General features: G+C 43.9%; 13 protein-coding genes. All 13 read right to left on the bottom strand.

Annotated elements, in window-relative coordinates; genetic code table 11:
- Positions 1-177: 177 nt before the first annotated feature.
- On the bottom strand, positions 178-975 hold the full coding sequence (locus J7384_RS15460) for a VacJ family lipoprotein (protein WP_209115436.1): 798 nt from the start codon (positions 973-975) through the stop codon (positions 178-180).
- 71 nt (positions 976-1,046) lie between these two features.
- Entirely contained in the window at positions 1,047-1,499 is a 453-nt protein-coding gene (locus tag J7384_RS15455; protein WP_209115435.1) for a DUF2802 domain-containing protein, read from the bottom strand.
- Positions 1,500-1,575: 76 nt separating this feature from the next.
- On the bottom strand, positions 1,576-2,067 hold the full coding sequence (locus J7384_RS15450; protein WP_209115434.1) for a chemotaxis protein CheW: 492 nt from the start codon (positions 2,065-2,067) through the stop codon (positions 1,576-1,578).
- 48 nt (positions 2,068-2,115) lie between these two features.
- Entirely contained in the window at positions 2,116-2,931 is an 816-nt protein-coding gene (locus J7384_RS15445; protein WP_209115433.1) for a chemotaxis protein CheW, read from the bottom strand.
- A complete protein-coding gene (locus tag J7384_RS15440; protein WP_209115432.1) occupies positions 2,928-3,701 on the bottom strand; it encodes a ParA family protein in 774 nt (257 codons plus the stop codon). Before J7384_RS15440 ends, J7384_RS15445 begins: the two co-directional genes overlap by 4 nt.
- Positions 3,702-3,757: 56 nt before the next feature.
- Entirely contained in the window at positions 3,758-4,720 is a 963-nt protein-coding gene (locus tag J7384_RS15435) for a flagellar motor protein MotB (RefSeq protein WP_209115431.1), read from the bottom strand.
- A 13-nt stretch (positions 4,721-4,733) separates the two neighbouring features.
- Positions 4,734-5,480: a flagellar motor protein gene (locus J7384_RS15430; protein WP_209115430.1), complete on the bottom strand. Its 747-nt coding sequence runs from the start codon at positions 5,478-5,480 to the stop codon at positions 4,734-4,736.
- On the bottom strand, positions 5,473-6,624 hold the full coding sequence (locus tag J7384_RS15425; protein ID WP_209115429.1) for a chemotaxis response regulator protein-glutamate methylesterase: 1,152 nt from the start codon (positions 6,622-6,624) through the stop codon (positions 5,473-5,475). The genes J7384_RS15430 and J7384_RS15425 overlap by 8 nt, the downstream gene beginning before the upstream one ends.
- 29 nt (positions 6,625-6,653) lie before the next feature.
- On the bottom strand, positions 6,654-8,819 hold the full coding sequence (locus J7384_RS15420) for a chemotaxis protein CheA (protein ID WP_209115428.1): 2,166 nt from the start codon (positions 8,817-8,819) through the stop codon (positions 6,654-6,656).
- A gap of 16 nt (positions 8,820-8,835) precedes the next feature.
- A complete protein-coding gene (locus J7384_RS15415; RefSeq protein WP_209115427.1) occupies positions 8,836-9,567 on the bottom strand; it encodes a protein phosphatase CheZ in 732 nt (243 codons plus the stop codon).
- A gap of 35 nt (positions 9,568-9,602) precedes the next feature.
- Positions 9,603-9,986: a chemotaxis response regulator CheY gene (cheY, locus tag J7384_RS15410; protein WP_247741818.1), complete on the bottom strand. Its 384-nt coding sequence runs from the start codon at positions 9,984-9,986 to the stop codon at positions 9,603-9,605.
- A 58-nt stretch (positions 9,987-10,044) separates the two neighbouring features.
- The gene (locus J7384_RS15405) at positions 10,045-10,764 is read right to left on the bottom strand and encodes an RNA polymerase sigma factor FliA (protein WP_209115425.1); all 720 of its coding nucleotides are present in this window, start codon (positions 10,762-10,764) and stop codon (positions 10,045-10,047) included.
- A 21-nt stretch (positions 10,765-10,785) separates the two neighbouring features.
- Positions 10,786-11,598: a MinD/ParA family protein gene (locus J7384_RS15400; RefSeq protein ID WP_209115438.1), complete on the bottom strand. Its 813-nt coding sequence runs from the start codon at positions 11,596-11,598 to the stop codon at positions 10,786-10,788.
- Positions 11,599-11,646 lie beyond the last annotated feature (48 nt).

The raw sequence follows: 11,646 nt of genomic DNA, 5'->3' as shown, positions 1-11,646 counted from the left end.
CTCATGTTAGTCTCCTATTTGACTTCGCTAAAAATCAAACGGGGATGTAACATGAGTAGATATTTCAGGCATAGCCTTTTTAACAATGACCACCTACTAAAGTAGGTGGTTTAGCTGTCAAGAAAACGAAAAATGCCGCAAACAGCGGCATTATTAGTAAGTAACATAATTAGTTATTTAGAGGTCGTCGAATTCATCTAAATACTCGTCGAGTTCGGCTTCTTCTTCGTCATTAACTTCCACTGGCGGGTTGCCATCGTAAACCCTAAACGCGACATTTTGGAAATAAGCATTTTTAACAAACTCATATGAGTCTAACGATTGGTTGATCAATTGTTCTTGGCTAGATAGTTGTTCTCTAGTTTCCAGCGCAATCACTAAATTTCGCGCAATATTCGGCCAGAAATCAATTACCGCCAATGGCCAGTAATAACGGTCAACAAAGTCACCGACTTCATCCCGTGCTGAGCTTGGCCCCAAGGCTGGTAACATGATGTAAGGGCCATCGCCAACACCGTAATGACCAAGTACTTCACCAAACTCTTCTTCTCGGCGCTGCCAACCAAAGTCACTGGCAGGGTCAAAGAATCCCAACAAACCTACTGTTGAGTTTAAAACAAAGCGCCCAGTCGCCTGACCAGCATCAGAAAACTTGCCCTGTAATAAGTTGTTAACTGCCGATGATGGCTCATCTAAGTTTTCCGCCATATTAAGCAGACCTGAACGCAAAAACTGAGGCGTGTAACCGGTATAAGCTTTTGAAGCCGGCTTTAAGAAGTACTTATCTGCATATTCCCAGTTAAAAGTCCAAATAGGTCGGTTAATGCTTTCCAGCGGATCCCTAGGGTCGCCAGCAGTTTCTGCTTCGGCGGTCTCACTACCTTTGGGTGTTGATGAACACGCGGCTAAGTTCAGTGCTAATGTTGCACACACTAGCATCAGCGCTTGGCGGCCACGTAAATAAAATGTTGTCACTTATTGCTTCCTTTTGGTGATAAAGGCTAAAGCCTTTTTAACTTGCCCGGTTTAACCGCTGGCAATTTTGTTCAGTCTTGAGCTTGGTTTTGATGAATCGAAAACAACAACTCCGCTTCTACTCGCGGCATCTCACATTCTCGCATCACTTCTTCAACGTCTGCTCCTAAAGCGACAAGCTTTAAGGCTCGGCTATAGAGTTTATCTTCCGGTTGCTGTTGCTCAAGCAAAACTATTTTATCATCAGTTTGCTCGCATTTCTGTTGTAAAGTTTTTATGCGATGTTCGAGTTGTCTAGAAATTTGTTCTATTTCTGTATGATTTTGTAGTTGTTTAGTTAATTCAGCACGATTGGCTTGGTGATATTGCTCAATTGTATTTTGTAATTCACTGTAGAGTAGCTCTTGCGCTTGTTGCTGACTATTAAGTAAGTTCACTTTTTTGGCGAGATTGCGCAACCACAGTAATAACACAACTGTAGTTGCCAGTAATAAAACGACAATAATAAATAAGATAATCGTCATATTTGAGTCTTAATCATAGGCGATATGTTATTGACCATACCGCCTATTACGAGCTTAAAACGCAACTGAAATGCGCTTAGAAGTGCTTAAGCTCGTCCCACTCGTCGTCAGTTAATAGCTTATTCAAATCAACTAGAATCAATAACTCGCCATCGCGGTTAGAAACACCTTGAATAAACTTGGCACTTTCTTCGTTACCAACGTTTGGCGCAACATCGATATCAGATGCTTTTAAGTAAACAACTTCAGCAACGCTATCAACTAAAATGCCGATAACTTGCTTTTCTGACTCAATAATCACTACGCGAGTGTTGTCGGTGATTTCTGCCGGCATTAGGCCAAAACGAGAGCGCGTATCGATAACGGTTACTACATTACCACGCAGGTTAATAATGCCTAGAACATAACCCGGAGCACCAGGAACCGGAGCAATTTCACTGTAACGCAATACTTCTTGTACTTGCATTACGTTAATACCGTAAGTCTCGCTATCTAACTTAAAAGTAACCCATTGCAATACTTCATCATTAGTATCGGCACTGTCATTTGCGCGTCTTTCATCAGACATGGAACAAGTCCTCAATCATTAATATCTATAGCCTCTGCAACATTCACCTTAGGCTTGATGAACATTAGCACCATCATTTAGTAGTTTTATCAGTGCCTCTACATCTAGCAGAGCACACATTCTATCTTTCACTAGGCCCGCAAGCCATGGTCGCTTACTTGGCGCATCTAACCATTTTACATCATCTTGCTGCAAAGTAACGGTATCAACTAAATTTTCTGCAAGCAAGCCCCAAGCACTCTCACTTAGCATAATAACATATTGATAGTTTAGCGAATCTAATAATTTTTGGTCGCATTTTTCCGGCATCACCCAACGGGCAGTATCAACCACATTGATTTTTTCTTCGCGGTGAATCATCACCCCTTTAAACCAATCAGGTTTGCCCATTAAACTACTCGTGCTCTCAGCGTTGTGAATACCGCCAAGTTCAATCAAGGGCACCGCCACTGTTAAGCCAGCGACATCGAAGAACATGGCTTGAAAGCTGCCTTCGCGGTACGCTTTTTCTTTGCGTTTGCTCATCGCTGGCTCTGGAGCTACATCAGCCTTAACATGTTCAACAGGTTTACTGTCCCGTTGCTCGGTTTGCTGTGGCGCTGGTTCAGAGATTTTTGGCAGGCGTTCTGACGGCTGAAGGTCTGTCGGCTCAGCAATGATTGGTTGAGCTTTTCGTGACAATACAGGTTGCTTAGGTTTAACCGCCGTTTCAACCTGCTCTAACAACAGCTCGAGCTTTTGCTCTTGTGCAGATTTTGTTTTGGTTATCACCTGTGACTGTGCTTCCGCTGCTTCATTGTCATCCAATAAGTCAGCTAAATACGCTTGCATTACCTTTTTACTGGCACTCAGTGATTTACTCATCGTCCTGTTTCAACCTGAATTAAGTGACTAAGCAATTTTCGATAAGCGACAATGCCACGGCTAGAGCTCGCAAAGTCTGAAGGAACTCGTTGCGCTTGGCTGGCGTTTCTAAAATTAGTGTCGATTGGGATCACCCCTGCCCACAAGTGCTTGCCGTATAGTTCTTGCAAATGCTTATAAGCGAGTAGTGATGCTTTGGTCCGTTTATCAAACATGGTCGGCACTATAGTATAGCTAAATGGCGATGATTGCTCGTTTTGCATCAACTCCATCGTTTTCATCATTCGATCAAGCCCTTTGAGCGCCAAAAACTCGGTCTGAGTCGGCAAAATAATGTTACTTGAAGCTGCTAGTGCATTAACCATAAGTACACCGAGTACCGGAGGGCAGTCCATCAGTACATAGTCATATTCATCATCGAGTTGTGCCAAGGCTTTTTTCAGTACTAAGCCCATACCGCTTTTATGCCCTAATGCTTTGTCTAAGGTCGCCAAACCCATTGTTGCCGGCAAAATATCAATATTGCTGTATTGGGTTGGGCATAAGCTTTGTAAGATTTGTTCTTTGTTTTCCTTTTGGACAAACAAATCGTAAACACTCAGCTCTAACTCTTCAGATTCAATACCAAAATAGTAGCTCAACGATGCATGTGGGTCAGTGTCAACCAATAAAACACGAAAACCTTGCTCCGCGAGTAAACCGCCGAGGGTAATCGTTGTTGTCGTTTTACCAACCCCGCCCTTTTGATTTGCAACTGTCCAAACTACCAAGTTGTTTTCCTACTTTTTTACTAAACTACTTTTACTACTGCGAGATATGCCAGCGTTTATTGCTCGTTTTCGCTTCTGGTGGTAATTCTCAAACCGCCGTTTTCCAACTGAATCACGCGTATATCATTACTATCAATCTCATCACCAACGTCAACTTGTTTAATCGCTTCAACATCTTTAACGCTAATAGTTGGGGTATTTAACAAGTTAGATTGCTGTAATCCGTATTTAGAAATAGCAATCACTACCCGGCGGTTTTCCGCGCGACCAGCTTGTGTGTTGTTATCGGTTCTCGGGTAATACTGACCATAGCCTTCAATAGCCATTCTGGCAGGGTTGATTTCAAGCTCTTCAAGTAATCGTAAAATTGCCGTTGCTCGAAATACCGAAAGCTCCCAATTTGAGCTAAATATCTCGTTGTTTATCGGTTGATTGTCAGTGTAACCACGAACTCGAATATAGTTGCTAACATCGACGATTACTTGCGAAATTACCGACAAAATCGACCGCGCAGAATTTGTTGCCGATGCAGAACCACTTGGAAATAACAAACCACTGTTGAGTTCTATTTCAAGCCAGTCGCCGTCTATTTGCAGCTGGGCATATCCACTTTCGACAATATCGTAAAGTGCGGTATGAAGTTCTTTTTCCAGTGACGTCAAATTAGTGCCAACTTCGCTTTCTTCAATATTAGAAAGCTCGCGCTCACCGTCGACAAGTTCAGGGCCCGCTTCTTCTAAAATGCCGTCACCGTAGAGTTGGGTCGTGGTTTTAGAGCTGTTCACTGGCAAAATATCTTCACCATGGCCTTTGTTTTTGGTTTGCTCGTCATTGGCTTGAAAAACCCGGCCTATTGATTCTGTTACCGTTTCAAAGGGTTCTTCATTGACAATGGCCATTGCGTACAAGACGACAAATAAAGCAAATAACAAGGTCATATAGTCAGCGTACGACACTAACCACCGATTGACATCATCTTGTTCTATCGAGTGCTGCTTGCGTTTAGATCGACTTAGCATGGCTGACTCTCCGCTATTGTTTCAAACGGAATGCCGACAATTTGTTTTCGATAGCGTGAGGGTTTTCCGCCTGCGCAATCGACAACAAACCCTCTGCAATCATTTCGCGATACATGGTTTGCTGATGAATAATCGCGCGAATTTTGTTGGCTATTGGAATGTACAGCAAGTTGGCAAAACCTACACCGTAAATAGTCGCAACAAACGCTGTCGCAATACCTTGGCCCAATAAGTCTGGGTCACTCAAATTAGACATGGCGTGAATAAGACCTAATACCGCGCCAAGAATACCAATAGTTGGGCTATACCCTCCCATCGACTCAAAGATATTAGCAGAGCGCAAACTGTGCTCTCGATACAAATCGAGATCAAGCTCAAGTGACGCGCGAAAATTATCTAGTTCGACGCCATCGACCAACAAATTAAGCCCTTTGCGAACAAAGGTATCCTCTTGATCTAAAGCCGTATCTTCAAGCGCTAGATAACCTTGCTCACGGGCTCGCTCCGACCAAGAGACAATATCGCTAATACCTTGTTCAACATCGTATTTAGGCGGGACAAAAATCCATTTGAGCAGTGATATTGCATGGCGAAACTGTTGAGCTGAGGATTGCAACAGCACGGCACCTAAAGTACCACCAACGACAATTATGAATGCGGGCAATTCTAATAACGCAGTAACTGAGCCGCCATCAATAAAAAAACCAAGATAAATGGCAACTATTGCAACAAAAAGCCCAGTAATACTGAGCTTATCCATGACCAATTTCCTTGATAATGGCATCGGAGAATTCGTCTAACGGCAACGACAAACTCGACAGGCCAGCGGCAGTTACCGCTTGTGGCATACCGTATACAACACAGGTAGCTTCATCCTGTGCCCATATTGTTGAACCCTTGTTTTTTAACATACGCGACCCTTCTCGACCGTCAGCACCCATACCAGTTAAAATTACCGCGAGCACGTGGCCTTGGTAAATTTTCGCTGCTGACGCAAAACTGACATCAACACTGGGCTTAAAGGCAACCCGTTCCGTTGTGTCTTCTATTATTTTCAGTTTTGCAGCACTTTCTGTGCCATCGACTAACATTTGAGTGCCGCCAGGCGCTAAATAGGCACAACCGGGCTTTAACAAATCGCCATTTTGCGCTTCTTTAACCGATATTTTACATAGATTATTCAATCGGTTAGCGAATGCCCCAGTAAATGCCGCAGGCATGTGCTGAACCAAAATGATCGGTACCGGAAAATCGGCAGGTAATGCCGTTAATACTTTTTGTAATGCAATTGGACCACCTGTTGAAGTCCCGATTGCCAGTAATTTGTAGTTTTTTCCTGAACTTCGACGAAAATGTTGACTAGGTGCTGTCGACTTTTCGACACTTGGTCTTGCTGGTTGCACGGGTGCAGTAGTCGCTGAGCGGCTAGCTCTGGTTTCAAAACGGCCACTAGCAGTGGGGCTTGAAATGTTAGAGGGTAACGGTCTTCTGCGGGCAACAAAGCCACGCTTGCGCGCCAGCTCTAATACCCTTTGCTTTAATACCGCGCCGGCGTCTTCATTACTGGCAGCAATTTCATTGAATTTTTTGGGTAGAAAATCTAATGCACCGGCGTCTAACGCATCAAGTGTCGCTTTAGCGCCTTGGTGGGTTAAAGAAGAGAACATTAAGATTGAGGTTGGCGATTTTGTCATGATTTGACGAACCGCCTCGATACCATTGAGTTCTGGCATCTCGATATCCATGGTAATGACATCGGGCTTTAACGCGATAGCTTTGTCAACGGCTTCAACGCCGTTGACTGCTACATCAATAACTTCAAGTTGTGTTTCACTATTTAATATATCGGTGACACGACGACGAAAAAAGCTCGAGTCATCAACAACTAATACCTTATAAGGCATGCTTTCCTCTTAATTTGTTAAACAGTGCCTTACGAACTCAGTTTTTTATTTAAGGTCGACTTTTTGGCGTAAAACTTCAGCATACTTGGAACATCAAGGATTAAAGCAATACCGCCATCACTGGTGATAGTTGCACCTGCCATACCTGGGGTACCGTGCAACAAACGATCGAGCGGCTTAATCACGACTTCTTCTTGACCAATTAAGCTATCAACAACAAAGCCTACTTGTTGAGTACCCAACTGAACAATAACGACATGGCCTTTATCTCGTGGCTTGTCTTCAACATTCTTAACTAACCATTGGTCGAGATAAAATAGTGGGATTGCTTTCTCACGCACGATAATCGTCAATTGACCATCAACCATATTGGTATTGGTTAAATCAAGGTGGAAAATCTCATTAACACCAGCAAGCGGCAAAGCAAATGTTTGCTGACCTAGCATCACCATCAAGGTTGGTAGAATCGCAAGTGTTAACGGCACCTTAATTTCTAAAACCGTACCCTTACCCTTTTCAGAATCAATACTGACCGTACCATTGAGCTGGGTAATTTTGGTTTTTACGACGTCCATACCAACGCCGCGGCCAGAAACTTCAGAGATTTCAGTCTTAGTCGAGAAGCCCGGTGCGAAAATCAAGTTAAAGGCTTCATTGTCCGACATTCTCGCCGCAGCATCCGCGTCTAAAACTCCGCGTTCAATGGCAATACCTTTGAGTTTTTCAGCATCCATACCCGCACCATCATCTCTGATGGTTAACAAGATGTGATCACCTTCTTGCGACGCCGATAAAATGACCGTACCTTCACGTGGCTTGCCGTTTTGCTGGCGAACGTCTGGTTCTTCAATACCGTGGTCAACTGAGTTGCGCACCAAGTGAACCAATGGATCAGCAAGTGCTTCAACAAGGTTTTTATCTAAGTCAGTGTCTTCACCTTCGAGTACTAACTTAATCTCTTTATTCAAACTCCGAGCAAGGTCGCGAACAACGCGAGGGAAGCGACCAAACACTTTTTTGATTGGCTGCATGCGCGTTTTCATCACACCACCTTGTAAGTCGGTGGTAACGGCATCGAGGTTAGATATCGCTTTAGTAAGCTCTTCGTCTTCTTTAGTCAGTGCTAAGCTAGTTAATCGGTTGCGCACCAATACCAACTCACCAACCATATTCATAATCTGGTCTAAACGCTTAGTATCAACCCGCACAGTCGTCTCACCTTGAGGTGTACTTGATTGAGCTGGTTTTTTATCTTTTGCTGGCGCGGCTTTTTTCTCTGCTGGTTTAGCAGGAGCACTTGCGGCAGGCTTAGCAACCGGTTTCGGTGCAGGGCTCGGCGTTGGAGCAGGTGCAGGGGTTGGCGCAGGTGTCGCAGCAACAGGAGCCGGGGAACTACTGGTTTGAGGACCTTTGCCCTTACCGTGTAACTCATCCAATAATGCTTCAAATTCATCATCATTAATATCACCGCTACTTGCAGCAGAAGCATTAGCTTCTGGCGACGTTGCCGGCGAGAAGGCACCTTGACCATGCAGTTCGTCAAGCAGTGACTCAAACTCATCGTCGGTAATTTCATCACTACTAGAAGCACTAGCTACCGGAGTCGGCGCAGGTGTGGGGGCAGTTTGTGGAGCATTATTGGTACCGTGAAGTTCATCGAGCAATCGATCAAATTCATCTTCGGTCATTTCGTCAGAACCAGCACTCGATTCTGCGCCGATATCTAGTTCAAATTCAGGCTCTTCTACCACTGGAGCAGCGGCGACAGGTGCAGGCGTTGCAACACTTGCTGCAGGTTCAGCACCTTCTGGTTCACTGAGTCGATGCAACTCAGCCAGTAATTGAGGGTCGGCTTCATCCAAGGCTTCACGATTTTGCACTTGGGCAAACATATCATTAATGGTATCGAGCGCCTGTAAAATAACATCCATTAGCTCAGGAGTAACTGAGCGCTGGTTGTTACGCAAAACGTCAAAGACGTTTTCAGCGCCGTGACAAGCATCAACAAGCTCGGTTAACGAAAGAAAACCCGCACCGCCTTTCACCGTATGGAAGCCACGAAAAATAGCATTGAGTAAATCGGCGTTTTCTGGATCGTTTTCCAGTTCAACCAATTGTTCAGATAAGGTTTCGAGAATTTCCCCAGCTTCGATTAAAAAGTCCTGAAGAATCTCTTCATCCGCTTCATAAGACATACGAAATATTTCCCCTTTAAAATCCTAAGCTGGAAAGTAGATCGTCAACATCGTCTTGATCAGCAACAACGTCATCCCTTTCCTCTTTATTGACAATCGGGCCTTCTACCAAGTTTTCACCGACAGATGGCATTGCTTTTTCTCCGTCTGGTTTGTTAGACATACCAAACGCCGTCAGCATATTGATGAGACTGTCTTCCACCTCGCGCACTAAGTCGATAACCTTGCGAATCACTTGACCAGTCAAATCTTGGAAGTCCTGTGCCATTAAGACATCAGTCATCAAGGTGTGCATGCGGTCAGATTCTTGTGCTGTTGTTTTTAGAAAAGCGTCAATATCATGACAAAGCGTTTTAAACTCAGCTAAATCGATTTGGTTGTGCATTAATTTTTGCCACAACGGATCAACTGCTTTTATTTGTCCTTGAATATTGTCGACAACAGGGAAAATTGACTCTACCGCATCCATGGTCTTATTGGCGGCGTCTTCAGTGCGACTAATAACGTAGTTAAGTCGCTCTTTTGCGTCAGGAATATCTGCAGTAGCGAGATCGTTCAACCTTGAATCTAACTGAAAATTAGTCAGTGAATCGTGCAACTGCCGAGTCAATTTACCAATTTCGGCAAATAACTCGGTATTCATTGGGTTTTGAATATCACTGATTAACTTGTCGGCTTCAGCTTGTTGACCCGCTTCTAGGTACTCAACTAGCTGTTTTGCCTGTTCCAAGGAAACATGGCTACTCATTGCTTAACTCCTGCAGAAAAAGTTATTGTGATAAATTAAGCTAAACGCTCAAAGATTTTATCAAGCTTAGTTTTTAGGGTTGCAGCAGTGAATGGTTTAACAATGTAGCCATTTACACCTGCTTGTGCAGCCATCACAATTTGCTCTTTCTTAGCTTCTGCAGTAACCATTAGCACTGGAATGTGAGCGAGCTTTGCATCGGCACGAATTGCTTTAAGCAAATCAATACCTTGCATGCCTGGCATGTTCCAGTCGGTGACAACAAAGTCAAACTCACCATTTTGTAGCATAGGTAACGCTGTACTACCGTCATCTGCTTCTTGAATGTTAGTAAACCCTAAGTCACGCAATAAGTTTTTAACTATACGTCTCATCGTTGAAAAGTCGTCAACAACAAGGACTCTCATATTTTTATCCAAGGCACCCTCCGGCGAGATTATTCAAACACTTAATTTAGTTATAGAGGTTATATTGTACTTAACTTTGCCACGCTTGCATACGGGCTTTTAGCCTGTGCATAGCTTGACTGTGAATTTGGCTAACCCTAGACTCACTAACGTCTAAAACTTGACCTATTTCACGTAAATTCAATTCTTCATCATAATATAGTGACAGTACTAAAGCTTCGCGCTCTGGTAAAGTAGAAATGCAAGATGCCAATGACTTTTTAAAAAAATCATGCTCTATATCATTATATGGGCTGGTGACTTGCGATTGCTCGGCAACATCGAGTGCATCTTCACTTACGCCAAGATCATCAATACCAATAATTTTACCCGTACTGACCTCATTGAGCATATGATGGTACTCAGCAACAGATATTTCAAGTTTTTCAGCCACTTCGTTGTCTGTGACATCGCGACCGAGCTGAGCTTCTAGTTCGGCAATCGCTTCGCTGATCATCCGGCTGTTTTTGTGAACAGATCGCGGCGTCCAATCACCTCGGCGCATCTCATCAAGCATGGCACCGCGAATGCGAATCCCAGCAAAGGTTTCAAAGCTGGCACCTTTGCTATGGTCAAAGTTATTGGCCGCTTCAAGTAGGCCAATCATGCCAGATTGAATTAAGTCTTCGACTAGGACACTGGCTGGCAGACGGGCGAGTAAATGGTAAGCAATTCGTTTAACCAAAACAGTGTGCTGCTCAAGTAACGCAGATTTGTCGATACTGGCGCTGTATGCATTGGCTTTAATCACATCAACTCCGGGTGATAACGATTAATGTTCGAGTAACTGTTCGATGAAAAACTCTAGATGACCAGACGCTTGATGAGGAATCGGCCAGTCTAGCACTTTTTTGGCAAGGCCTTTAAAGGCAAGCGATGCTGGTGAATTGGGGAACGCTTCAACAATCGCTTGTTGCTTGCGCACTGATTTTCGAATGTTTTCGTCGTATGGCACCATAGCCACTAGTTCTAGCGCAACATCTAAAAAGCGATCAGACACTTTTGTCAACTTACTGTAAAGCAATTGACCTTCTTTTGGGCTGCGAACCATATTCGCGACAACTTTAAATTTAAAGACACCATGCTCGCGGCTAAGCAGTTTCATTAGGGCGTAACAGTCAGTGATCGATGTTGGTTCATCGCAAACCACCAACATGACATCCTGTGCGGCACGAGCAAAGCTCAGCACCATATCTGAAATACCCGCTGCTGTATCGACAATTAATACGTCGAACTTGGCGCGCATATCACTAAATGCGCGTATTAAACCGGCGTGCTCAGCTGGGGTTAAATCAACCATCGACTGAGTACCCGACGTTGCAGGAATAATATTAATACCTGCAGGCCCTTCAATAATGATATCGTCAAGCTCGCACTCACCAGAGAGTACGTGAGAAATATTGCGTTGAACTCTCAAGCCCAACATAACATCAACGTTAGCTAAGCCAAGGTCAGCATCGAGTACTAATACGCGTTTACCAAGTTGGGCAAGGGCAATAGAAGTGTTTAATGAAACGTTAGTCTTCCCTACTCCGCCTTTACCTCCTGAGACAGCTATCACTTTAACTTGTTGTGATTCTTGCATTTTTCTTAAGCCACTCGCTTGATCTATCATCTACTTACTTCTTCAATA

Origin of the sequence: Endozoicomonas sp. G2_1 (assembly GCF_017744155.1) — a bacterium.
Lineage (GTDB): Bacteria > Pseudomonadota > Gammaproteobacteria > Enterobacterales > Alteromonadaceae > JAGHQT01.
Note: the sequence above shows the minus strand (reverse complement) of the source record. Positions and strands in the feature narration are given on the sequence as shown.

Coding starts and splice junctions, on each gene's coding strand:
- J7384_RS15455 (WP_209115435.1), bottom strand. CDS start 1,499: ATGACGATTATCTTATTTATTATTGTCGTTTTATTACTGGCAACTACA.
- J7384_RS15450 (WP_209115434.1), bottom strand. CDS start 2,067: ATGTCTGATGAAAGACGCGCAAATGACAGTGCCGATACTAATGATGAA.
- J7384_RS15445 (WP_209115433.1), bottom strand. CDS start 2,931: ATGAGTAAATCACTGAGTGCCAGTAAAAAGGTAATGCAAGCGTATTTA.
- J7384_RS15435 (WP_209115431.1), bottom strand. CDS start 4,720: ATGCTAAGTCGATCTAAACGCAAGCAGCACTCGATAGAACAAGATGAT.
- J7384_RS15430 (WP_209115430.1), bottom strand. CDS start 5,480: ATGGATAAGCTCAGTATTACTGGGCTTTTTGTTGCAATAGTTGCCATT.
- J7384_RS15425 (WP_209115429.1), bottom strand. CDS start 6,624: ATGCCTTATAAGGTATTAGTTGTTGATGACTCGAGCTTTTTTCGTCGT.
- J7384_RS15420 (WP_209115428.1), bottom strand. CDS start 8,819: ATGTCTTATGAAGCGGATGAAGAGATTCTTCAGGACTTTTTAATCGAA.
- J7384_RS15415 (WP_209115427.1), bottom strand. CDS start 9,567: ATGAGTAGCCATGTTTCCTTGGAACAGGCAAAACAGCTAGTTGAGTAC.
- J7384_RS15400 (WP_209115438.1), bottom strand. CDS start 11,598: ATGCAAGAATCACAACAAGTTAAAGTGATAGCTGTCTCAGGAGGTAAA.